The 21564-nt window shown below is 41.3% G+C and carries 29 protein-coding genes; 1 reads left to right on the forward strand and 28 read right to left on the reverse strand.

The window, feature by feature from the left end:
- Nucleotides 1-168: 168 nt before the first annotated feature.
- The 17 genes from EV209_RS15670 to EV209_RS15740 form a co-directional block, all read right to left on the reverse strand.
- A complete protein-coding gene (locus EV209_RS15670; protein ID WP_006781004.1) occupies nucleotides 169-507 on the reverse strand; it encodes a hypothetical protein in 339 nt (112 codons plus the stop codon).
- A gap of 275 nt (nucleotides 508-782) precedes the next feature.
- The gene (locus EV209_RS15675) at nucleotides 783-1034 is read right to left on the reverse strand and encodes a hypothetical protein (protein WP_006781005.1); all 252 of its coding nucleotides are present in this window, start codon (nucleotides 1032-1034) and stop codon (nucleotides 783-785) included.
- A gap of 9 nt (nucleotides 1035-1043) precedes the next feature.
- Complete coding sequence (locus EV209_RS15680) at nucleotides 1044-3791, reverse strand: helix-turn-helix transcriptional regulator (RefSeq protein ID WP_130436406.1); 2748 nt, start codon at nucleotides 3789-3791, stop codon at nucleotides 1044-1046.
- Nucleotides 3792-3794: 3 nt separating this feature from the next.
- Nucleotides 3795-4352, reverse strand: a complete 558-nt coding sequence (locus tag EV209_RS15685) for a PD-(D/E)XK nuclease family protein (RefSeq protein ID WP_007868754.1) — start codon at nucleotides 4350-4352, stop codon at nucleotides 3795-3797.
- Nucleotides 4324-4614, reverse strand: a complete 291-nt coding sequence (locus EV209_RS15690; RefSeq protein ID WP_024738768.1) for a hypothetical protein — start codon at nucleotides 4612-4614, stop codon at nucleotides 4324-4326. The genes EV209_RS15685 and EV209_RS15690 overlap by 29 nt, the downstream gene beginning before the upstream one ends.
- A 160-nt stretch (nucleotides 4615-4774) precedes the next feature.
- Nucleotides 4775-5602 (reverse strand): DUF4839 domain-containing protein, encoded by an 828-nt coding sequence (locus tag EV209_RS15695; RefSeq protein ID WP_130436407.1) that lies wholly within the window; start codon nucleotides 5600-5602, stop codon nucleotides 4775-4777.
- 759 nt (nucleotides 5603-6361) lie between these two features.
- A complete protein-coding gene (locus EV209_RS15700; protein WP_130436408.1) occupies nucleotides 6362-6544 on the reverse strand; it encodes a plasmid mobilization protein in 183 nt (60 codons plus the stop codon).
- A gap of 200 nt (nucleotides 6545-6744) precedes the next feature.
- Nucleotides 6745-6873, reverse strand: a complete 129-nt coding sequence (locus tag EV209_RS16815; protein WP_279387347.1) for a hypothetical protein — start codon at nucleotides 6871-6873, stop codon at nucleotides 6745-6747.
- Nucleotides 6874-6875: 2 nt separating this feature from the next.
- A complete protein-coding gene (locus EV209_RS15710; RefSeq protein WP_130436409.1) occupies nucleotides 6876-7241 on the reverse strand; it encodes a hypothetical protein in 366 nt (121 codons plus the stop codon).
- A gap of 13 nt (nucleotides 7242-7254) precedes the next feature.
- The gene (locus EV209_RS16420) at nucleotides 7255-7413 is read right to left on the reverse strand and encodes a hypothetical protein (protein ID WP_165388956.1); all 159 of its coding nucleotides are present in this window, start codon (nucleotides 7411-7413) and stop codon (nucleotides 7255-7257) included.
- Nucleotides 7414-7415: 2 nt separating this feature from the next.
- Nucleotides 7416-7580, reverse strand: coding sequence for a hypothetical protein (locus EV209_RS16425; RefSeq protein ID WP_165388958.1), 165 nt, complete (start codon nucleotides 7578-7580; stop codon nucleotides 7416-7418).
- Nucleotides 7577-7795: a hypothetical protein gene (locus EV209_RS15715; RefSeq protein WP_130436410.1), complete on the reverse strand. Its 219-nt coding sequence runs from the start codon at nucleotides 7793-7795 to the stop codon at nucleotides 7577-7579. The genes EV209_RS16425 and EV209_RS15715 overlap by 4 nt, the downstream gene beginning before the upstream one ends.
- On the reverse strand, nucleotides 7792-8508 hold the full coding sequence (locus EV209_RS15720; RefSeq protein WP_130436411.1) for a hypothetical protein: 717 nt from the start codon (nucleotides 8506-8508) through the stop codon (nucleotides 7792-7794). The genes EV209_RS15715 and EV209_RS15720 overlap by 4 nt, the downstream gene beginning before the upstream one ends.
- Nucleotides 8501-8866 carry a hypothetical protein gene (locus EV209_RS15725; protein ID WP_165388959.1) on the reverse strand — a complete coding sequence of 122 codons (366 nt, stop codon included), beginning with the start codon at nucleotides 8864-8866 and terminating at the stop codon, nucleotides 8501-8503. Before EV209_RS15725 ends, EV209_RS15720 begins: the two co-directional genes overlap by 8 nt.
- The gene (locus EV209_RS15730; protein ID WP_130436413.1) at nucleotides 8793-9119 is read right to left on the reverse strand and encodes a hypothetical protein; all 327 of its coding nucleotides are present in this window, start codon (nucleotides 9117-9119) and stop codon (nucleotides 8793-8795) included. The genes EV209_RS15725 and EV209_RS15730 overlap by 74 nt, the downstream gene beginning before the upstream one ends.
- A gap of 288 nt (nucleotides 9120-9407) precedes the next feature.
- Nucleotides 9408-9728 (reverse strand): nucleoside triphosphate pyrophosphohydrolase family protein, encoded by a 321-nt coding sequence (locus EV209_RS15735; protein ID WP_130436460.1) that lies wholly within the window; start codon nucleotides 9726-9728, stop codon nucleotides 9408-9410.
- Nucleotides 9715-10782: a hypothetical protein gene (locus EV209_RS15740; RefSeq protein WP_130436414.1), complete on the reverse strand. Its 1068-nt coding sequence runs from the start codon at nucleotides 10780-10782 to the stop codon at nucleotides 9715-9717. Before EV209_RS15740 ends, EV209_RS15735 begins: the two co-directional genes overlap by 14 nt.
- Before the next feature lie 294 nt (nucleotides 10783-11076).
- On the opposite strand from EV209_RS15740, the gene EV209_RS15745 reads away from it, so the two are divergent.
- Nucleotides 11077-12291 carry an IS110 family RNA-guided transposase gene (locus EV209_RS15745; protein WP_130436415.1) on the forward strand — a complete coding sequence of 405 codons (1215 nt, stop codon included), beginning with the start codon at nucleotides 11077-11079 and terminating at the stop codon, nucleotides 12289-12291.
- A gap of 205 nt (nucleotides 12292-12496) precedes the next feature.
- Here the strand turns inward: EV209_RS15745 and EV209_RS15750 are convergent, their stop codons facing one another.
- The 11 genes from EV209_RS15750 to EV209_RS15795 all read right to left on the reverse strand — a co-directional run bounded on the left by EV209_RS15750 (nucleotide 12497) and on the right by EV209_RS15795 (nucleotide 21514).
- Entirely contained in the window at nucleotides 12497-13261 is a 765-nt protein-coding gene (locus tag EV209_RS15750) for a hypothetical protein (protein ID WP_130436416.1), read from the reverse strand.
- A gap of 5 nt (nucleotides 13262-13266) precedes the next feature.
- Complete coding sequence (locus EV209_RS15755) at nucleotides 13267-13821, reverse strand: LemA family protein (protein WP_130436417.1); 555 nt, start codon at nucleotides 13819-13821, stop codon at nucleotides 13267-13269.
- The gene (locus EV209_RS15760; protein ID WP_130436418.1) at nucleotides 13808-13999 is read right to left on the reverse strand and encodes a DUF6906 family protein; all 192 of its coding nucleotides are present in this window, start codon (nucleotides 13997-13999) and stop codon (nucleotides 13808-13810) included. The genes EV209_RS15755 and EV209_RS15760 overlap by 14 nt, the downstream gene beginning before the upstream one ends.
- Nucleotides 13996-14196, reverse strand: coding sequence for a hypothetical protein (locus EV209_RS15765; RefSeq protein WP_054346237.1), 201 nt, complete (start codon nucleotides 14194-14196; stop codon nucleotides 13996-13998). Before EV209_RS15765 ends, EV209_RS15760 begins: the two co-directional genes overlap by 4 nt.
- Nucleotides 14180-14770: a DUF5662 family protein gene (locus EV209_RS15770; RefSeq protein ID WP_330521521.1), complete on the reverse strand. Its 591-nt coding sequence runs from the start codon at nucleotides 14768-14770 to the stop codon at nucleotides 14180-14182. Before EV209_RS15770 ends, EV209_RS15765 begins: the two co-directional genes overlap by 17 nt.
- Before the next feature lie 105 nt (nucleotides 14771-14875).
- Nucleotides 14876-16123 carry a DEAD/DEAH box helicase family protein gene (locus EV209_RS15775; RefSeq protein ID WP_130436420.1) on the reverse strand — a complete coding sequence of 416 codons (1248 nt, stop codon included), beginning with the start codon at nucleotides 16121-16123 and terminating at the stop codon, nucleotides 14876-14878.
- Entirely contained in the window at nucleotides 16113-16277 is a 165-nt protein-coding gene (locus EV209_RS16430) for a hypothetical protein (RefSeq protein ID WP_006781028.1), read from the reverse strand. Before EV209_RS16430 ends, EV209_RS15775 begins: the two co-directional genes overlap by 11 nt.
- Before the next feature lie 22 nt (nucleotides 16278-16299).
- Nucleotides 16300-16641: a hypothetical protein gene (locus EV209_RS15780; RefSeq protein WP_243647617.1), complete on the reverse strand. Its 342-nt coding sequence runs from the start codon at nucleotides 16639-16641 to the stop codon at nucleotides 16300-16302.
- Between the two features lie 100 nt (nucleotides 16642-16741).
- Nucleotides 16742-17227, reverse strand: coding sequence for a hypothetical protein (locus EV209_RS15785; RefSeq protein ID WP_130436421.1), 486 nt, complete (start codon nucleotides 17225-17227; stop codon nucleotides 16742-16744).
- A 19-nt stretch (nucleotides 17228-17246) separates the two neighbouring features.
- Nucleotides 17247-21347, reverse strand: coding sequence for a DUF5906 domain-containing protein (locus EV209_RS15790; RefSeq protein ID WP_130436422.1), 4101 nt, complete (start codon nucleotides 21345-21347; stop codon nucleotides 17247-17249).
- An 8-nt stretch (nucleotides 21348-21355) separates the two neighbouring features.
- Complete coding sequence (locus EV209_RS15795) at nucleotides 21356-21514, reverse strand: hypothetical protein (RefSeq protein ID WP_243647618.1); 159 nt, start codon at nucleotides 21512-21514, stop codon at nucleotides 21356-21358.
- Nucleotides 21515-21564: the final 50 nt, after the last annotated feature.

Here is a 21564-nt window from a genome sequence, read left to right on the forward strand (position 1 = left end):
TCCCTCACAATCACAAAATCACGAACTGACTTCCACTCCATAGACCGATAGAAAATCTGATTCAGATATCGGTCAAACCCAAACGTGTCTGCCCCGACGACTCCGCCCAAACGAAGATACTCGTATCGTTCTTTAAAAGTCTTCAATTTTGATAATTCCGAATATGTCCTAATCATCATCGTTACCCTGTCCACTGTATATACGAAACGCATTGATGGCGTCCTTATAGAGATCTTTTATCTCATCTGTGGAGTCAATAGCTCTTACTTTTGCCCGCAACAGATTGTTCTCTTCCTCCAGTCTCTCCCTCTCAAGCTTCTCTCTGGAAGAGCCCAGTTTCAAATAGTGAGTAATGACCTGAGAAGAAGCAGTCCCTTCCAGCAATTGTCTTTCAGCTAGGTCAACAGCCAGAGAAATCATCTGAAGTTCCCTTGCTTCCGGAGTCAAAGCAGGACGAATCTTTTTGGAAGAACCTGTCGATTCAGAACTCTTTACTTTTCTAGCCATTTACTGCCTCCTTCCCGTCTGTTCTTCAATAGTTTCATAAAAGTTTTCCGGCAGTATTTAAAAGAACCCACAAGGCTGACTGTAACTTTTTTACCGAAAGGAGAAAAAAGAGTAAAAAGAACCACAGCTTATTACTTAGCCAACCTTATGAGCTCTGTTAAATACTGCCGGAAGGTAAAAACATTCTCCGAAAAATACCCCCGGGGAATTTTTAAAGACCGCCGCGATGACGGAGGGGGCGCGTTTTTTGCCCCCCCCCCTATACCATCTGATACCTAGACAGCCACCGCATCTCGCGTAACTTTTTTGTAAATATTTCGGAAATCGTATTTTACAATCTCGTCAATTGCTCGTTCAACTTCCAAGTCATTCTCTTCATCGGAGAGTTGATCCGAGGTTCTGGCAATTCTACCAAGATACGAACATGAATGATAACCTTTTTCCTCATCAAACAGTAACCATGAAGTGAACTGTTCAAATGGATCAAAAGGATTGTCAATGGTTGTAAGCATACACTTCTTCGCCATTTACTTTGTTCACTCCTTTCCATTCAGATACTTCGACACAGTAGAACTGGAAACGCCCAAAGCTGCTGCTATCTCAGCAGTGCTATAGCCAGAAGCATTCAGCGCCGCAATACGATTTACTTTGGCAGAGCTAAGGGTTGTTGTTGCACGAGGGGTAGCTCTCTGTCTGACTGTATCAATATTTGTATTGTTGAGGATCTGAGTAAGCTTGTTCTCGCTGATAGCGCCAGCTTGAATCGCTTCCCACTCACGATCTGTAATCTCGACAGGGGTTCTCTTGGCACCAACAGCAGTACGGGCCGCGGTAAGGGCCTGTTGATTAGCCTTCTTGATTTCAGCCTTTGTCATATCGGGGTTGTCTTTCTTCTTAGCGGCCACAATAGAGTTTGCCATGGTCTGTGCTTGACGCTCGCGAGGTGCGTTCTTTAAAGCCACATTAAGTTTACCCATAAGAGAATCAACCTCTGTCTGGTATGTCTGTTTTGCTGATGCAGAATAGGCTATCTTTCCACTATTAACCATCTCCCTACGGGCCTGATTCGCCAGGGACTTCATAGTATTTGCATAGTCTGCATACGCCTCTTCCTGTGGTGTCCCAGAAGAGAGAGTGCGAGCGTCTCTGGTTTCTGCCATCTTGGTGCTCTTTTGAGTCCGCACCTGGGTCTTTCCGTTCTTATCTATGTACTCCTCCCTGACGCTCTTCCAGCTTTGCTCTCCGGTTTCCTTGTCAATGATCGGGCTTCCTTTTCTTTTCAACACAGAAGTCTCAGACTTGGCACGAGAAATCAGCGTAGAAGCTCCCCCATAACCATCATCGTCATCGTGAGCCTGGTACTTCTTCTTCAAAGCCGTAATACCATTGTCCTGCTCACTCTTCTTGTAGTCTAGCTTATGCTTCTCTGCGTCGATGACGACCATACTGTGACGTACAGCTCTTGCAAGCTCATCTTGAGTAGCACCTTTCAAAGTCATATCAGTAATCAAGTTTGAAATCTTACCCATTTCTGTCTGGGTATTTTTCATAATCTTAATCTTCTGACCGCTGCTGTTACAATAATCGTCACCTTTCTTAACGGTCCCATAAGACATCTTAGGATCGAATCCTTCCAACCCCTTTAATTGTGGAGTGGAAGTAATCTTCACCCTACTATTAGAAGAATTACAAGGAATCACCATGACAGTATCACCATCGAAGTCAGCTCCGGAAAGACGGTCAGCAACCTTTTTGTTAATGCCAATAGCGTCTGCCGGTGTATTCCCAAGAACTCTTCTTCCTTCTGGCTGCTTATTATTAACAGTTAAGATTGGAATCTCAAAAGTTCCACCATGTGGATACCGCACAAGAGCTACTGTTTCTCCATTCTTGTAGTTCGGAGCATAGACCTCATTGTCTTTGATAGATGTCAATGGAAGAATAACTTGATACTTCTGTCTGGGAAGAGCGGCTGCCTGTAAATGAACAGCGGCTGCATCGCAGTCATCAGCAAAAGATTTCAAAAGAACCTTTTTCACTGTTGGATTCGTAAGAGAGCAAATCTCATCAAATTCAGACTGCTTGTCTGCGGCCGCTAAATTCAACTGCTTCTTTATCAAAGTTCTACTCTGTTTCGACAGAAACTGAGATGGAAGCTTGTCTGCCCATTCGCCCCAATCCCCTTCTTCTGCTCGCTTGTTGATAAGGGAAAGCTGTTTCTTCCCATTTTTATCATAGTAGTAACTCTGACCTCCTCTTTCAGTAGTGGGGTTATCCGGGTCATTAACTCCCTCTTTAATTAAAGAACCGAACGGGTTATCCGGGTCATCTTTGATTGGTTTCAGAACATCCATTTTAGGTGTCCCTTTTTTCTTATTGGTGTTGAACATAACATCCACACCATCAGGAAGGTCATCTGAATAAACCGCCATCCCTTTGATGTAGTGTGTCTTGTCAACTAAGATGCGAACCTGAGCATAATGGGATTCTCCAAGAGACAGGTCGTCAACACCTCTTCGAATTTCCACAACACCATCCTTCAATTCGCCGCCATCTTCCGAATACCGAATCTGCAACCGCTTTGAATCCATGCTTTTGGGATAAACAAATTTGGGATCAAAAGATTCCCCATCATCATGAGAGACATAATCTTTCAGAGAATTGATATTCTCAAAATCGTAAATCTCTTTATGCTCTGTTCCAGGAGGACAAATCACACGAAGCGTTGTTTTCTTCCCAGGATTTGTTACCTGATCCACTCGTCCGCCGTAAACAGGATAACCCTCCATCTCCAGCATATAGAGTGCTTCATTCAGTTTCTCCTTGGAAATTCCAAGTTCACGTTCCACACCGGCACCAACATCAATCATGCCTTTTTCGTCAATTTGCTTTTTGATAATTTCAGCAGTTGTCTTAGCTTGGTTCATACGAACCTCAGAATTTTCATTCAAAAGCGAACGAACAGAAGAGTCGTTTGCGAAGCCCATTTCTTTCGCAATTTCATTTAAGCTCAAACCATCTTCTCGAAGAGATTTTGCTCTCGCCACATCCAGCGCACGACGTTCATCTTTTGCTAACGATTTCTGCGTACGGAATTGGGTAGTGGTTAAACCCATAGCTTTTGCAATCTCCGTATCGCTCATACCCTGACTTTTTAATTCATCCACTCGACTCAGAAAATCTCCACTATGCTGATATGGATTTTCGCCAGAGCCCCAAGGATAGCGTCCAGAACGTCGGGGCATTCCATAATGCATCAAAATTTCTTCCGCAATCGGATTCATAATTTAGCCCTCCTGTTCTTTGATTTTGTTGATTACTTTATCGAATGTGATAATCTTATCCATGATGGGAACGATGGTTTCAGCCGTTGGATTCTCATAAAGAATCTGGTTGTTCTGATAAATCCGAAGTTCCATTTCAATGTCGGCCGGCTTGATTTTATATTCCAAACAAAAAAGAGCAGCGTATATTTCAAGCTGCTCCATGTGCGCCGGAATGACGCCGGTTTTTAAATCGTGGATACGAAGCATACGATTTCGAAATGCAATCGCATCTGTTGTTCCAAAGCAATTCTCCGAATAGAAAAGAGGCTGCTCAGGAACCATCTTGAATCCTATGGCATCATTCACATACATATTCAATGTTTTCTGGGACTTCGGAAGTTTCTGTCCAAGTGTGATACATTTTGCCGCAAAATCGTGAAGCTCTGTTCCTTTTTGAGTTGCAAGGAATTTTGAATATGATTCTGCAACTTTGGATTCGTCATAGTTAATCCAGTGATATTTGCTTGCGCCAAGAAAGGCGTGTTGCCCTTCAAGAGCCGAATGCTTGTTGAAGATCATGTAACACTTCCTCCTTATTTTCGGGACAAATAAATCTTGAGAATGACATCTCGTTCATTCGTCCAACATAATATTCTTGGTTCGGTTGTTTCTTGGCGCGAACGCTTTTTTTACATTCTAAAGTGGCCCACTTATCGTTATAAAGAATCAGCAAATCAGGAATTCCCTGGATATGACTGGAATCCAGTTTTGTTACGATACAGCCTTTGAACATTCTTTTCAGTTCTTGAATCAATTTGTTCTGAAATTCGCTTTCCAGCATAAGTGAGCCTCCTTTCTCCAAAACAAAAGAGAGAATGGCCATTTTAACCCTCTCTCTTCATAACAGTCGATGTATTTTTCGCGCGAAAAAACAAAACAAATGTAGACATAAAATTAGCCCATACCTAAATCAATAGGTACAGGCTAAAGAATTTTTATATTTATCGGGAAACGACTTTCACGGGATTAAGAAAGAACACTCCTTCGTTCTCACTAAATGATTGGATTTCGGCAGTCACATGTATATTTGATCCAATACTTATATAGTCTGGAAGATACAAATCTTCGATTCCCATTCCATAAGTATTTACATCTTCAAATTTGAAAATGGGTCCGGGATTTACTGTATTCTCGTCTACATAATCACCAGCAGACAATAATAAGTCATATCTTGTGTCATTATCTCCGTGATTTGCCAAATAGGTAATACACGCATCAAACTCGATAATTCGATTTTTATACTTCTCTGCAAATTCCGAGTAAATTGGATCAAGCTCATTCGTTGCTGATAAAACTGCTACTAAATCTTCATTATTCTCTGGCGTTAAATTTTCTTCTGGAACTTCATTAGTGGACTCTGTATTTTCAGAAGTTTCATTTTCAACTTCAGAGGATTCCTTATTACTTTCTGAATTCAAGTTTTCATCTTCGGTAGATGATTCTTCCTCACCAGGGAATGTGTGATATGAAACCACTATTTCAACATCTGGAAAATATTTAGAATCGGTGCTGAATACGGTATCGCCATCAACAGAGACTTCATCCACTTCTCCTTCATCGTTTAACCATCCTGTTACTAAATCACCAAGGGGCTCTTTTCGTACATTTGTAAAACCGGCTTCCTCCAATTGTGAGACTATCTCTTGGTAATTAGCGCCGTCATAATCGTTTCCACCAAATGGCATATGGATTCTACCATCATCCTCACTGCTGCATCCAACCAACAAAACTGTCAAAATTGCTACAATCACTAGAAACTTTCGTTTCATCTTTTTCTCCTCCACTCAGATTTTTTAGGACAATAAAAAAGGTGCGGCCCCAACAAGAGACGCACCTAAAAAAGTGTTCTCCCATTGTTGCCACACAATCTCGTTCCGTTTAAGGTATGAGTAAAGAGAGAATACACCTTTTACCAAAGTGAATTCCCTTAAACGGATTCGATATTAGATTGTGTGGCTCTTACAGTATATCACAAATTTTTCCAGAAGAAAAGAAATTTTTCATTATCTCTTGACATTTTCTTTAAGCTGTGATATATGCCTGTTTTCTGAGATCATCATAGACCATCTTCATTCCATTCTCAAAATACACTACTATACTCATATAACCGAACGGACGAAAATATACGGATGACCGCGACAACCTTGGATAAATCGACTTAAAATTTTCATACAAACTCTCCCAACTAATTTTGCTCATGTTTTCCTCCATTTTTTGCTCGTGGCCAAAAAACCACTTTTTTTTCGCTATTACTATATACTTTTAAACTTTCTATCATAATAGTTTAAGAAAAAAAGTGGGAAAGTGGGCTTTGAGCCCGCAAACCCGCATAAATACTGGGTTTTTACTGACCAAATCGGGGTTTTAAAAGTGGGCAGAAAGTGGGCAAATGGCCACAAATTTGACCAAAATCGTCCGAATCCTTCCCCAAAATTTCCTGCGTTTCTCAAAAAGCCCACATAAAAGTGGTCAAAGCCCATTTTTCAAAACCCAAAAGTGGGCAGAAATTTGATTATTGGATATCCGTTTTAATCCGAAAATTTTGCCAGATTATACTGCATTCTAAGACCTCTTATTAGAATTTCCGACATACTCACGCCAGATTCTTCTGCCAAATGCTCCAGCATAGTTCGCTCCTCATCATTCAATCTCAATCGATACTGGTCTGTTTTGGTATCGTTTTTTGGCGGACGTCCTCGTTTTTTATCCATCGAAAATTCACCTCCACACCTTTCCAGTCCGCTTGTCCTTAATCACGATACGCTCCTCAATGTGAAAATCAGACAATTCGCATAAGTTAAATATCGTATCCAGCAGCTTATAGAATCTCTCATCTTCCCGTTCGATGTTTCTTAAAGCTTCATAAGCAGTCGGATCGGAATATCCTTCCGCATTCTTTCACCAATCCTCTTTACCCATTTCTGCCTCCCCAACGGAACGAATCATCCATACAAGTTGCAGCAGCATGAACTGCTTTTACTGCCACAACACCTACAAGTCCGGCAATCAATAAAACTGCCGCTATAAATGTATATCCCATAGCTAACCATCTCCTTCTACTAATTTTACACCGCCATATTCCCAAAGATCTTCTTTCAGCTTGTCCATGTCCAACTCTCCGTTCTGCCATTTTTCATAATAATTAAGAACATAGTTTGTAAATTCCGGAATTCGTTTGGCATAGGATTTCTTCCAGTAGTGATCCATCAAGACTTCCAAAGGAAGCGTAAGGAGCAGTACCATCGCCGTGTTTACGGCATCCTCCGTAGCCTCCTTCTTTACTCTGCCCAGCTCCCCTCCAATCTTTTCCCGAACCATAGCGTCAAGCTGTGCCTTTGTCAGATTGTATGTAGCGGTTTTTGTTTTCTGCTCAGTTTTCTGAGCGCGTCTCCTTTCAGCCCGGCCCATAACGCCGCCTCCTCTACATAATCCAGTTCTCTTCAGAAAAGAACAAATATCCGCCTAACAGCAGAGTAAATAAAAAGAACGTTCCGTCCCATTCGATTGGGACTGAGAACGCTCCAAGAGCAATCAGAATGACTGCATAAATCTTATTCTTTATCAATTTACGACTCCACATAATTACTCTCCCTTACTCTGTTCTTTGGCAAGAATTTTTACCTCTTCCAATTTCGCATATCCTTTGGCCGAAGCACAATGTTCAATACATTTACAAATCCTGGCAATTAGCGCATACAGGCAGAGATATGCCAGTAAAATACAAATCAAGGTTTCCATAAAAATCATAAATACCACCCTTTCAAATGCTCGATAACCGTTGCAAGCAGTTCATCGGCTGATAAATTCGACGATTTCAATTCATCTTCTGGAATAACTTGCCTGGTATTGATTCCGTCTTTTTTAATGGTAATATAAATGCCATCCATGGGGAGGTCTGCTTTGGAAAAACTAATCACGTAGCCATCATCCACCATAGATTTAATAGTTTCGACTAAGTTCATAAGTTTACCTCCTGTCCATCGGCATATAATTTAACTTCCTCTCCAACAATAATCTCCGAATACGGCAGCATCTCAATCCACTTGCAGAATTTTACCCACTCATCCAGCTCATGATTTCTTAGCATGGGATAAACACTGGTTAGTGTTTCATAATTCGTCATCACAGTACGTTTCTGATTATGATAGGACGCGGGAAGAAGCTGAATCATCTGCCACCAATATTTCTTGTCTTTGGTTATTAAAAACATCTCTCGTGCCGAATTTAATGAATCGATGATGACGTCAAAATTACAAAACCAGCAGTTGTCACCTTCATCGACCAGATGCTCATATGAGAAATCGTCCAATGTAAACGCCTTCGCTGCCAGTTCAGACATCACAGAGCGGGTATCAACAACTGTACCAACCTCGTAGGTATAAAAATCTTTCCACCAATACAGCGGAGCCGTGATGTCCAGATTCACCGTAATCATTCGCCGATACCTCACATCCGCAAGCCGCATCATCAAATCGTGGTCTGCTTTACCGAGCTGCCAGGAATGATCATATGTATGCTCGCAGGAATCATAATTGGCACAGTTCTCACATCCGATACCATCATCCCCACCTTTGCAGATTCCACTATCCGATTTCTCCCAACTGTTCATCGTATTCCGTATCCCTCGGATAGCGTGTTCCCATCCCATAACTTCAACATTTTCAATTTTAATCATTGTCTTCTCCTTTCATGGGTTCTGCTGCAACTTTAATTTGATACTCCAATTCCTGAGCCATGTCTTTTAAAAATTGAACCATAACAAATTCAAACTGATTGCTTCTAATACGATGAAAGTCATCGAACATAACTTTACGAACCAACCTATGCCGTTGATGACAGTCTCTTTTATCCATCTGAATAACGATAGAATTCGTTGCGCTCTCATATCTCCAAAGGATTTCAAAATGGCGTTCTCCCAGTTCTTTTAACAAACTTTCAATCGTCGCTTTCTCCCCCTCTTCATTCGCAATTTTTCCTCTCAAAATAGTCCAATTCTTCTTTAAATAATCTGAAGAACTCGTAATAATCATCAATAGTTCTGTCTTTCTGAGAGCAAGTGTTTGTTCTTCCGAGATGTTTATACCAATTTACCATCATGCCACTTTCCAAATGGATGATGTAATACTCATCGGAGTTAGAAAACCAAGCAAATTCATCACAAACGACAGTTCCATGACAGAATGCGTCCATAAGTCTATCGTAGCCAACAGTTTCTTTTACAATCTCACACAGTTTATCTCTGTCGATATGATACTGTGGTAGAGGACTCAAATGGTTTTCATTCATAAACTTTCTCCTTTTTTAACTTCCTAATTTCAAGCCTAACCCTGAATATAACTGGAAATAAATCTGTTTTTCTATTTCGTCTTTATAAACCTTGGTTGGCGTACCGTTTACCATAATTGTCATAGTTTCTCCGTAATAAAGGCGCTGCTAAGTTTTCGGAACTTGGACCTGCCGCGTTTGCTAAAACTTGTGTTTCAGTCATATACGCCAGTGCTTCCATTCGCTTATTTTTACACCGACTGACAAACGGACAATTCTTGCATTCTTCTGAAAGCTTTGATAATCTCATTACTGACAATTTTCCCTTTCTCGTTCCAGCTTGACATCAATGGCTTTCTGTAAATCTTCTGGCTTGATGTCAAAAATGGACTCCAGGAAGTTCAGACAAATATACGCATCTGCCATCTCTTCCAAGAGTCCGATTCTGTCGCCATAACCACGAACTTGTTTGCTGATCTGCTGCTGTAATTCTGCAAGTTCCTCCATCGCCACAGTGCATTTCAATTTCCATGGGTACTTCTGAAGGCTTCTGCGAATGATCCGCTTCCGTTCTTTTTCTGAAAGCTGGATATCGCTTTTCAACCCTTGGATAAACCTACTCCGATTTATGCCGAAGTTCCTCCTCACAACGTTGACAATCATTGTTCGCTGCTCCGAAACAGCCATGGCAATGCTTCCTCATATCATACTCAGCCTTGGTTATTTCAATAAATTCGTCATTCTCTTCTTTAAAGAAGCGATTAAGCTCCACTTTACAGTCTTCTGGTGTAATTGCGTAGAAAATTCCGACCGTGTCGTAATCTCCATTTTCCGGATCAACTAAAAAATCTTCGCAATAGACCTTAAATGGTTTACTTGCCGGAAAATATGGCATGGTAATAGGGAACTTCTCTTCCATTACCTGATTGATCAAGCCACTGTGATAGGAAGCATATGGATTGTTCAGATTGATTCCGCAGAATCTATCTATATCGCGATACTTTACGGTTCCATCAGAGTATACATACTTGAATAAAGAACTCATCCGCTTACACTGATAGTTTACAATTTCACCGCGATGTCCCGAAAGGTCCGTAATATCACTCCAAACATCCTCCGTATCCTCGATAGGTGTAAGCGGCTTTCCATCGATTAGGCGATTCAGAATATGTTTAGTCATACCAATGCTGAATCCACTATGACCGTCCTCGGCCAGACTGTGATAGGCTTTCAGAGCACTTTCGTAGCAGGCGCAACCATAATCCCACTCATCTTCTTTTGTTCCGGAGGCTTTTCTTTCGTGCTCACAAGCAATTTCTACCTCTTTTTCAGCCCATGTCTGTATATTGGATTTTTCCCGGCAGGATGACAAAGGAATATTTCGATCATCTATGTACTCATTCGCAAAAATCTTTCTTGTATCAGAGCCAAATGACTTCACAATCTCCGGAAGATTCTCATTGACCGCATCAAACGCAAGACCACGTTCCATGCACCACCTCACTGAGTTCTCAAGCATCTCACCAACACGACAAGTCCAGAGAATAAGCTTGTCTCCGTTTTTCTTCCGGTTCTGAAGATATGCAATCATCTCTTCGTTCGCTTCTCCAATCTCCGGCCACTTGTTCTCACATAAAGTTCCATCGAAATCTACTGCAATAATTTTCACTGATTTAAGATTCATACGTTTTTCCTCCTCCTAATATATAAGTGTAGGGTTTCAGTACCCAACAGCCAGTTGGGACTTAATCCTCTCATTGTTTAAGCTGTATAATGATTAGGCATTGGTATGACGACACCTCCTAGGACCACTTTAGGTGTCCGCAAGAAAGCCAGTCAGCCAGCCTATCATTTGCAGCCGTTCGATTTATGCAGGTTGGACTGTCCTTGTACATGTCCGTTTGATACCCCAGGAGATTGAATAAGCAGTGAGGAATGCTGGATACCATGCAAATTCATTTTCAGGAGGTACATTAGGATGTACAACGCTGTCGGTATTGATGTCTCAAAGGGCAAGAGCACCATCGCAGTCCTGCAGCCCGGAGGCGTCATTGTCAGGAAACCCTTTGATGTTTTTCACACTTCCCAATCCTTAAAAGAACTATCAAATTATCTGGCTTCACTTGAAGGGGATACAAGGATTGTAATGGAGTGTACTGGCAGATACCATGAGTCCATGGCTAACTCCCTCTCTAATGCCGGGTTTTTTGTAACTGTCGTCAATCCGCATCTGATTAAAAACTTTGGTAACAATACGTTGCGCAAGGTCAAATCTGACCCTGCTGATGCTAAAAAGATAGCACGCTATACCCTTGACAACTGGGCTGAACTGCGGCAGTATTCATGTATGGACAATACACGTAACCAATTGAAAACCTTAAATTCACAATTCAGCTTCTTTATGAAGCAAAAGGTTGCCGCAAAGGCAAACCTGATTGCACTGTTGGATAATACATACCCCGGTGTAAATAAACTGTTCAACAGCCCTGCCCGTGAAGATGGCAGTGAAAAATGGGTCGATTACGCTTACTCATTCTGGCATGTGGACTGTGTCCGTAAAACCGGCTTGAAAGCTTTTACAGTGCGCTATGAAGCTTTCTGCAGGAAACACCATTATATTTATCAGCCTTCCAAACCAGAAGAACTGTTTAACGCCTCTAAAGAGCTTGTTGCCGTGTTCCCAAAGGAGACGTCCTATAAGCTTCTGATCCAGCAGAGTATCCAGCAGCTCAATCTTGCCTCTGCCCATATCGAACAGCTCCGCAGGGAGATGAATGCACTTGCTTCCACGCTCCCAGAATACGAGGTTGTCATGGGCATGTATGGCGTGGGCAAAACTTACGGTCCCCAGCTCATTGCTGAGATTGGCGATGTTTCAAGATTTACCCATCGGGAGGCAATCACTGCTTTTGCAGGTGTCGATCCCGGTGTGGAGCAGTTAGGGCAGCACAACTCAAAGAGCAACAAAGCTTCCAAATGTGGAACCGGCAGGCTCCGTAAGACCCTGTTCCAGGTCATGACCACCCTGCTCCAGAATGCCCCGGAGAATGAACCTGTCTACCAGTTTCTGAACCGGAAGCGTTCCGAAGGAAAACCTTACTATGTGTACATGACTGCTGGTGCGAATAAGTTCCTCCGCATCTACTACGGCAAGGTAAAAGCACATCTGCGCAGTCTGGAACAAAACGAATAATCATTCCGTCTATTACGGCTTTCTTTTTGACCGGCTGATGAGGCGGTCTTAGAGTTGTGCCATAAAATCACTTCACAAAAATTTTCAAAAAGTGCTTGACTTTTTATTAGCAGGCTTTCTTATAGCGGACTCATCCCTTATGCAACTACTATATCCGCCTTGTGGTCGCCCTCATTATTGCTCGACCCTCTCCCAAATTCTCCAATTACTCAAGCCATTTGTTGTCGATATAATAGAAACTGTAAACACTGACTCCAATTAAGGCCATCCAAATAATCCAGAATATCCACATTGCAAAATCGGTTTCTAAGTATTCTACGGTTTCATCAATCTTCATATTTTCATAAAATGGTGAGTTATCGGCTATTGTTTTATCAGCCAGTTCTGTAAATATGGTTCCGGTAAAGTTTAAACCAACTCCATAATACTTATAACGAATGTGCTCGGATTCTTTAACAGTGTCTATATATTCCTTTCCCGGCAGGTCGATTTTACTAACTGAAAAAACGTGTTTTAAAAATGATATTTCATCACATATCCGTTCCTCACTACCAGCATAATCCCATGTCCAATAGGTTTCCGTTGTATAGTAAGTATGGGTTTTTCCATTCGTAGTTGTTGTATGTGCAACCTGGCGAGTATGCATTGTATATCGTTCTTTCACTTTTTCAATATAAATGTATTCTCCACCAATTTCAGGATATGTAACTGTATCGACTGCTTTCAAATCGCCATATACAAAAGCGTTCCCGGCATTCGTCCTCATTCCATACTCAAACAGTTCCCGCGATTCTATTTTTATTGCCTTGTTGTATTTTTCATTTTTATCCAATTGATAATCCGAGATTTTTCCAGCAATAAGGACTCCAATCAGAAGCATAATAGCGACAATCGATACACTTACCAGTATTTCCCGTTTCGTAATCTCGAAATTTCCGAAATCAAAACTTCTACGCTTGCGTCCTCTCATAGCTTTTACTCTCCAAACAGATTCTGCGGAGCATCGGCAGAAGCACTATAATCAAGATAGGTATATTTCAGAACCTCATATCCGAGAATATTGAGAAAAAATCTTGTCGGGAATTTGCGTATATATCGGTTGTATTCTTTTACCTGCTTATTGTAGTTACTCCGATATTCTGCAATTAAATTTTCTGTAATTGAAAGTTCATTCATTAACTCTTTATAATTTTCATTAGATTTTAATTCTGGATACGCTTCTGACACCGCCGTGATAGCTGTAGTAACGTTTTCGATATCACCGGTAGATCCTCTATTTTCAACAATCGCCGTCAATGTTTCCGCTTCATGCTTATCGTACTGCTTAACACAATTAGCAAGGTTGTAAACCAAATCTACACGTCGTTTTTCCTGAACTTTGATGTCAGAATCAGCAGTATTAACTTGCTCTTCCAAGGTAAATGCTCTGTTCTGGGAACTCTGTATACAAAACATACCTAACAAAATAATAGTAATAATACCGACTGCTACAATTAAAGCTACTTTCCAGTTGTTTTTAATTGTTCTCATGATTTTTTCTCCTTTTTACTCTTCTGAATTTATCCACGCTCTTTATCGTTCCTGTATACTTGTTGATAATGCGGTAATAGAATTCCGTCTCCTCAACCAACATCCAATCTTCACAGTTTAAATAATGAGCAGATAAGCATTCTTTTTGCTCTCTGGTTAATTTTTTCGGCTGCTTCATGTGGTTTTCTCCTTGCTAAAACTGGTTTTCTTTGATTTGGGGAATACCAGCTTTTGATAAATTTCTTTGGCCTCTTCTCCCTGATAGGCGTTGATGATTTCGACTTTGCCTTTCTCCTGCTTTCCAACAATCAGAACACCAACATCTTTCCCATGAGAAAAATCCCAACTCACGATGACACTATCTGTTGATTTCATTCGCCATCACCTCCCCAAGCTTATTTTTGATATGCCCTAAGATATCCTCCACCAATCTTCTCGTATTCGGATGCAGTTTTATATAGCTTTTCCGCTCCTCATACCAAGAGAAGATCTCCAGCAGGTTCCCTTTAAACCAGCTAAAGGACCACCAATCACAAATCATCTCCAGAACATAACAGCAAGGCATTTCCAAAATAATTTCTCCTTCTTCGGGATCGTCATTGATAAGCACCCAATACTGCCAATGGTGAGGGTTTCGATGAATATGTAACAGCCAAGCTTTTCTGAAATCCTCAACTACTCCATAAGAGCGATTGCCTCCATAAAAATAAATATCATAGGGGCCATATTCATCAGGCTCTGTTTTGGATTGGTCATGTGCAAATACGATATTGTGTTCCGCACCACTGCCCTCTGTAATTTCAGGAAGATTTTTCTGCAACCAACGAAATCCGGCTTCAACGTTGGATTTATGTTGCGCCAAATATCGGTCATATTGATAGCTCATTTTTTCTTTTCCTCCCACTTCATAGGTTTCTGGGAATTGAGATTGTATCCATAATCCAAGCATTCATTACATGGGTCGAATTTTTCTCCCAATTCCTTGTGATTACAGGTTTTACAATACTTTTTAAAATCCACTTCCAAATACTCTTCGTTCATGGTTGATCTCCTTTCACCACTTCGCAAACCTCGATTCATTAAAATCTCTCTTATCTTTCAGTGCCTTACTAATTGCCAAATCAATCCCACTACGAGATTTCAAGTGATAGTAATACAAATCTTTAAATGGCGTATTCAACCTGTCTATTCGCCCCGCAGATTGCTGCATGATTTTGTAAGAATAGTTCTGTGAGTAGAATATAATGGTATCTGTCTTGATGCAGTTCCATCCTTCCGCTCCAGCATTGTACTGAACAAGATACACCCAGTTTTTCGACTCTGGGATTGGCTGGTGTTTGTGACCATTCCACTCTGCAATTTCAAAGACTCCATCGTCTTCATCATCTTCATAAATTCGAAACAACCCGTTCAAAAGCTCCAGCTCATAATCAAAGTTGTAAAATATAATGGCTCTGGGATGCTTCTCTACAATTTCCATCAAGGCGATCTGTCGTGACTCGTCCGTATTCACGATTTTCCGCCATACATAGCAAAGACCGGCGGCATTCGCAATCGGCTCATTCTTATACGGGTCCCATCGTGTTCGTCCAACATCTTTGTATCGCTCTATGCTGTATCGAACAAATATATCTTCGTGATGAGAAACCGTCTGACGCTTGAAATCCATATTCACCAAAATACAATTTCTGAGTCGAATCAATCTCCCAGTATTCAAATATCGGTCAATCTTTGGGTATTTACTGAATCGACTATAAACCACATGTTCTCGGATGAATTCTGTCCGGTTTTTGTAAAACCCATTTGCGATGAATACCGGAATATAATCCTGCCAGGTATCTCCCGGAGTTGCAGACAATAGAATCCACTGATTTGATTTGGTGATTTTCAAAAACGCCTTCACCCAAGCTCCGGAGCCTATCACTCTCTGCTCGTCAAATATAAAGAAAGCATCCTTTACATCCTCGTACTTCTTGATATTATTCCAGGAATCCACGACAATCTGATTTGAATATAGATTGACATCCTCGTGAACCGAAAGAAGGAAGGGCGAAAGATCACCCTCCCATTCCATCGTGTCCCGCTTTCTGGCTGTTGTGATGATGTATAAGTCCTTTGGGGGATCGTCCATCGCAACATAATCCTCAACCCCCATCAAGCAATCCGGATTTCCGCCATTCTGGAGATAGTAATAAGCTAATGCTGTTCTTGATTTTCCGCTTCCAACGCCGCCACACAGAATACAACCATTTCTCATTTTTTTTACTACTGCTATTTGATAGTCATACAATTCAACGGCCATTCCGTTGCTCCTCAAGAACCGCTGTTATGCTGTTTTTCAGGTTCGCCATATCCGAATACATCTCGTTTTCATTCTTCGTGCAGTCATCTTCTATGGGAGCCATATTTAACAGACTATCCAGCTCTTTTTCTAATGCTTTCAATCGTTCATTCACGCTTATCCCTCCTCATAAACTTTCATATACTGTGAAATAATCTTCTCATAGTCCACACATCTGAAAAATATATAGGTGTAAACCAGTAATTCTTCAAATCATCAGCCATAGTCATTGGTTTGATCAAAGAATTTCCAACTTTAAAATATCCAGCAATTCCTAGAAGAGAAAGTTGAATATAGCACATCAAAGCTGGAACTTCTTCAATGTCTTGTCCGGAAACTAATAAATGGTTTTGATAATTATAATTTTCTTTTTCTAGTTGCTTTCGTGCTTCTCTGATATTTTCTTTGGTTTTTCGACCTTGGAAATAGAAGCATTGATCTTCGATTTCGCTGTGGTTCGCTTCTTTTTCCGATTCCAAAATGCCATAGCTTTTCTCCTTTCGCAAAATAAAGGGCTGTTTCCTCTAGCCTTAGGACATTTACCTTGCTGGCAATATCAGGCACCCTATTTGTCGCTTGTTAGTGGAATGGAACTTCTTCCGGGCCTTCTTCCTCCGCATACTTTTCAGCAAACTCATCCTCTTCGATGGTGACATACATCGTCTTCAGATAAGCCTTAATTCCGGTCTTACCATTCACTTCCCAAGAATACGGTCGAATCGTCAAATCAACATTCCGAATCTCCGCATAGTCCAAAGTGGAAATGGATTCATCATCCAACGGTGTTTTTGTCTTTCTGGTAATCATATACACCTTAGGCGGGATATTCTCGAAGCTGACTGCCACCTGAATATATTGTCTCGGCTCTTCATCCTCGTCTCTCGGAGCCAGCACTCTTACATTCCATCCATCATTGGAGAGTTTCTCCGCGTGTTCCGGATCTTCGATGATGACACAGAAGTTCCGGTTTCCAGCCCGATTGTATTTAGACTCTTCGCCTCGGAAGTTTCGAAAAATAATTCTTGCGTTTTCAATAATGATATTGGGTACATTTTTGTAAGCCATAATATACTTCTCCTCTTCTTTAATTAAATGGTATTTCCTCATCAGCGTCTTCTGGAATGTTCATAAAGTCCTCGAGTTTAGGTTTTGGAATATAAGGATCGTCGGATATGAACCATTCGAAGTCACCGTATTTGGATATGGTTTCCACTGCGTCGTCTACAAGCTTGTCATAATAGGAACGATCAATAGAATCCTCTTTGGAGAGTTCTTTAACCATTTCGGACTCCAACCAACGATAGCCTTTTGATCCGGTAGCTGCATAATATTTCCCATCTTTTTCCCGCATGAGCAAACCGCCGCCGGCTCCAGGCTTAATTGGACAGAACTGACCAACTCGTCCAATGAAAATATAATTGTGAGTCGCCTCGTCTTTTTTACAAAGCTCGCTGTATCTTGCTCCTATTTCTTCGTATGTATATCCGTATTTAGATGCGACATCTTCAAGAGATTTCCCTCCAGCCTGACTATTCCAAGCCTTGTCGATGGCACTTAATTCCCTTTCTTCCTCGGTTGTAAGCTGCGGAAGTTTCTCGTTCATGTCTAAATATAAAGCGCTGCTTACCGACTTGGTTTCACACATATCTTTAAAGACAATTTCTTCGCCGCTGAAAAGTTTTTTGAAGACATAGGGAATCTGGAACTGAGTTCCTGTGGCTGTCCATTTTCCGTCTTTATACTTGGCAATATAGACAGCGTCATTTACCAGGCACATCCGGTCATATGTAGCCTCGTGCTCAAAGGTATAACCATATCGCTTTCCGTAATCCATAACAAACTGGATAATCTCCGGTGTCGCATCAGGAATCTTGATAGAATCCGTCTTAATGTGAGCAACAGTAAAGCCCCGTTCCTGTACCTCGTGTTTGAGGTTAATCATGAACAGAGCTCCTCGTTTGGCTACAATATTATCTTTGTTTCTCGGATCACGGAACGGATTCTCGAAGTTAGCAGAAGTCAGACCGTATACCGAGTTGATTGCCGTCTTCAAAGCATTCGCTAAATCCTTTGCTGTCATCTCTCCGTCAATGACCTTCTGGATATATGGTGTCAACTTCCCATCCAGCATATGATTGACTTCGTCCCAAGCTTCGTGTTTGATGCTGACTCGTCCTTCCACAATGTCACGGAAGGCTCTCGTAAATTTCACACCGAACAGAACTTCTGCAATTGCACTATGAGGATGCATAGAGGAAATATCCAGCAATGCCACATTTCCGTACATACCAGGTTCTGCATAGACATAACCGCCTTCTCCAACTTCTTCTCCTCGATATGTCGATTTTCCATTCTCATACTTGTATCCAGGAAAATATGGTAAGAGACTTCCTTCATCGCCATGCGTTTGCGCCATCATTTCAGGACACGCTTCGGCCAAGAAGGAATAGGTTTCTTCATCAAGGTGATGCACTGGCTCTGCCAGATTTCGGTAATTGAACTGATCCTGTGGTTTCCGCTCATTTCCAAATATAATTTTCTGGGTAAGCGTATTGGTCGTATCATTCACCGTCATTCCAGCCAAATCTGCCAGAATCTGTCGTGCTGTCCAGTCAGCTTTCAGATAATGGAATGCCGCTTCGGTTGCAATTACATCGTTATCACAATACTCGGCAACTTTCGTCCACATTTCTTCCGGAACCGGTTGATCCCACGGAAGTCCCAACTCCTGATGGTGGATACCCATCTCAATCTCCAATTTCTTCAGGCTCTTTTTATTTCCAGCAGATGCAAAGTCATACACATCTGTATAAGAAACATTGTAGGCTTCTCCAAAGAAACAATTGGGGCTGCCGCTGATGATTTTTTGCGAGAGGTTATAAAGTTGCTCGTTTGTATAACCCATGAGTCTTGCATACAGAATATGATTATCATATCGCCGACAGTTAAACCCGACCAACCGGAATCGCATCAATTCCTCAATCTCCGTTGGAGTCGGGTTAATCATACGCACCACAGGCTTTCCTTCGCCCTCGATTTTCCAGTTTACAAGGAACAGATTTGGAAATACCTCAATATCGTAAAATACCAACTTTGCTTCTTCGTTTCTCCCCGCTGTGGAAGGGTCTGCTGATTTAAACTGCATCTTATTAACCAGCTTGATACAGTATTCGGCCTGATGCGTACTATTCGCAGCAAATGCTAAAACCGCATTCCGCATGTCCGTCACGTCATAACTCAAATCGCTGGAATATGCGTCCTCCAGTATTTTGTAGATAAAGTCGATACTGGGCTTAGTACCCGGATGGATTTCTTTATTCAGATTTCTCTTGATTAGTGTTCTAAGCCCTTTCTCGCTTTTAATCGCTTCAAAATTTACCATTTTATCTTCTCCTTTCATCGGTAAACCAGAGCTAATCGTTGCGATGGGCAAATCATTACACTTTGTAAGTTTTCTTCGTAATGAGCTTTTACCCGTGAACACTTTCACTTCGATGTGGTCGTCATAAATACGACTCAGTTTTTTCACATCTCCCGTATAAATATAATGAAGATGAACCCCCTTTCCGCTTTTGCTTAGCTCTGCATAAGTCGCCGGCCACTTGCTTGCTTCTTCTACATTCCGTTCGAAGGATTTATTCCCTTCCTTATTTGGAATATCGAAATCAATTACGATGTGGTTTTCCGGGACTTTAACATAGTGGATTTTAGAAGTATCCAAATCCGATAGCTTCGTTTTTACCTTGTCCCATTTCATGGAAGGTGTTTCTTTGTCTGTTGCATACTGCGATGGACAATCGGAACATACCTGATCGAAAATGGATTTGGCAGTATTAAACTGCAATAATGAAGGCTTCTCTTCCGGCTTTTCAGCAACCATTTCCTCTTCAAATTTTTCAGTCCGGAATCCGATATAATAACTTCGTACTCTCGAACCGTCCTCCATGTTGAACCGTTCTTTATAGTCATGGAAATAGTTCTTCAGTTCTTCCTTAAAAATTCTCTGAGAAAATGGATAGCCTACTTTGGCTTCATCACAATAGGTCTTATACATCTCCCAGGCAGCTTTCAAAGTCGTGCCGTTTTCCCGTTTGAATACATGGTAGGAATCAATGATAAAGTTATAGAAATCATTGGATGCGCCCAGCATTGCAATGGGAATATAGTCATCATACAGACCGGGATTGTTTAGATAGATTTCCCGGCAGTGATATGCAATCGCTCCCAGTTCGAATTCAATCTGTTTCATAATTACTTTGTATTCCTTCGGGTTCAGCTTATTTCCTGAAGGAGACACATCAATCAGTCGTCGAATCAAACCAGATTTTGCATCTGTAATCTTTACCGGCTTATTGGTACCCATGAACAAAAAACATTTGAATCGGTTGGAGTAAGTCGATTTGAACTTTTCATTTACGGTCATCAGCTCATGGGACACCAAGCTGTTTAACCTGGTATTATCCTCAATTCTTGACAAATCGCCATCATGCTGGATCGCAACAAGCGGATTACTCTTGAATGCCTCCAATGCAAAAGAATTACTGGACGACCCCAGAGCTTTTGCGTCAAAGACCGAATAATACCCTTCAAAGAGCTGCTGAATAATATTGAGAACTGTGGATTTACCTGTTCCGGCAGCTCCATACAGAACCATAAATTTTTGCAGTTTTTTCGATTCTCCACATGCCACAGAACCGATAGCCCATTCAATTTTCTGTCGCTCAGCCTCAGAGTACAGAGTAGACATCAATTGGTCATAAGCAGACAAATCGCCAGCTTCAAGCGGATATTTCAGCTTTTTACTGGCGTAATCTTTTTTATCGGTTTTTGTGTTGGAGAATATCAATTTGTCATCCAGCATGTGGAAAGAATCCCGCATTTGTTTCTGACAATATTTGTGCCAGGAATCAATCATTCCAGACTCTGCATCCCACATGTGAAGAACTTTTATTTCAGAGTCAAAGCGCTGGCGGCTTTCTTCTGCGTACCTATCCAGTTCACGGTCGATAAGTTGTAAAGCGTCCTGTTCATCTGTAGACCATAAACCTCGTTCCTCAATCCAGATAGCGTAGAAGTCACCACCTCGAATCATCAGATCGGAGCTTTTCTTAATAATGAACTTCGGATAAATTTCAATTACACCACGCTTTGTACTACGTGTGGAAATCATCAAAAAGTCGATCATCTCATTTTTTACTCTCCTTTATCGCGCTTCATTTCCTCTATTGTCGATTCCAGTTTCTCAATCCTCTTTTTCTGCTCCATACGATCCAGCTCCAGGAGAACCAGATTAACCGTTACGATAAGAACAAGCGTACTTAATTTCCGATTATAACGTGCCTGTTTATTCATGGATTTCCGAATGGATCGGATCGCTGTTTCCGAGCTGCTAAGACTTCCAA

It is taken from the genome of Cuneatibacter caecimuris, from assembly GCF_004216775.1.
GTDB lineage: Bacteria > Bacillota > Clostridia > Lachnospirales > Lachnospiraceae > Cuneatibacter > Cuneatibacter caecimuris.

Bases quoted from the DNA above. Each gene is read 5' to 3' on its own strand.
- EV209_RS15700 (WP_130436408.1), bottom strand. From the start codon at position 6,544: ATGGATAAAAAACGAGGACGTCCGCCAAAAAACGATACCAAAACAGAC.
- EV209_RS15690 (WP_024738768.1), bottom strand. From the start codon at position 4,614: ATGCTGGAAAGCGAATTTCAGAACAAATTGATTCAAGAACTGAAAAGA.
- EV209_RS15795 (WP_243647618.1), bottom strand. From the start codon at position 21,514: ATGAATAAACAGGCACGTTATAATCGGAAATTAAGTACGCTTGTTCTT.
- EV209_RS15750 (WP_130436416.1), bottom strand. From the start codon at position 13,261: ATGAGAGGACGCAAGCGTAGAAGTTTTGATTTCGGAAATTTCGAGATT.
- EV209_RS15695 (WP_130436407.1), bottom strand. From the start codon at position 5,602: ATGAAACGAAAGTTTCTAGTGATTGTAGCAATTTTGACAGTTTTGTTG.
- EV209_RS15790 (WP_130436422.1), bottom strand. From the start codon at position 21,347: ATGATCGACTTTTTGATGATTTCCACACGTAGTACAAAGCGTGGTGTA.
- EV209_RS15720 (WP_130436411.1), bottom strand. From the start codon at position 8,508: ATGATTAAAATTGAAAATGTTGAAGTTATGGGATGGGAACACGCTATC.
- EV209_RS15760 (WP_130436418.1), bottom strand. From the start codon at position 13,999: ATGAAGCAGCCGAAAAAATTAACCAGAGAGCAAAAAGAATGCTTATCT.
- EV209_RS16420 (WP_165388956.1), bottom strand. From the start codon at position 7,413: ATGTGGAGTCGTAAATTGATAAAGAATAAGATTTATGCAGTCATTCTG.
- EV209_RS15670 (WP_006781004.1), bottom strand. From the start codon at position 507: ATGGCTAGAAAAGTAAAGAGTTCTGAATCGACAGGTTCTTCCAAAAAG.
- EV209_RS15770 (WP_330521521.1), bottom strand. From the start codon at position 14,770: ATGCTTGGATTATGGATACAATCTCAATTCCCAGAAACCTATGAAGTG.
- EV209_RS15775 (WP_130436420.1), bottom strand. From the start codon at position 16,123: ATGGCCGTTGAATTGTATGACTATCAAATAGCAGTAGTAAAAAAAATG.
- EV209_RS15785 (WP_130436421.1), bottom strand. From the start codon at position 17,227: ATGGCTTACAAAAATGTACCCAATATCATTATTGAAAACGCAAGAATT.
- EV209_RS15680 (WP_130436406.1), bottom strand. From the start codon at position 3,791: ATGAATCCGATTGCGGAAGAAATTTTGATGCATTATGGAATGCCCCGA.
- EV209_RS15730 (WP_130436413.1), bottom strand. From the start codon at position 9,119: ATGAATGAAAACCATTTGAGTCCTCTACCACAGTATCATATCGACAGA.
- EV209_RS15765 (WP_054346237.1), bottom strand. From the start codon at position 14,196: ATGAAATCAACAGATAGTGTCATCGTGAGTTGGGATTTTTCTCATGGG.
- EV209_RS15740 (WP_130436414.1), bottom strand. From the start codon at position 10,782: ATGAATCTTAAATCAGTGAAAATTATTGCAGTAGATTTCGATGGAACT.
- EV209_RS15745 (WP_130436415.1), top strand. From the start codon at position 11,077: ATGTACAACGCTGTCGGTATTGATGTCTCAAAGGGCAAGAGCACCATC.
- EV209_RS15715 (WP_130436410.1), bottom strand. From the start codon at position 7,795: ATGAACTTAGTCGAAACTATTAAATCTATGGTGGATGATGGCTACGTG.
- EV209_RS15685 (WP_007868754.1), bottom strand. From the start codon at position 4,352: ATGATCTTCAACAAGCATTCGGCTCTTGAAGGGCAACACGCCTTTCTT.
- EV209_RS15710 (WP_130436409.1), bottom strand. From the start codon at position 7,241: ATGGGCCGGGCTGAAAGGAGACGCGCTCAGAAAACTGAGCAGAAAACA.
- EV209_RS15755 (WP_130436417.1), bottom strand. From the start codon at position 13,821: ATGAGAACAATTAAAAACAACTGGAAAGTAGCTTTAATTGTAGCAGTC.
- EV209_RS16425 (WP_165388958.1), bottom strand. From the start codon at position 7,580: ATGATTTTTATGGAAACCTTGATTTGTATTTTACTGGCATATCTCTGC.
- EV209_RS16815 (WP_279387347.1), bottom strand. From the start codon at position 6,873: ATGGGATATACATTTATAGCGGCAGTTTTATTGATTGCCGGACTTGTA.
- EV209_RS15675 (WP_006781005.1), bottom strand. From the start codon at position 1,034: ATGGCGAAGAAGTGTATGCTTACAACCATTGACAATCCTTTTGATCCA.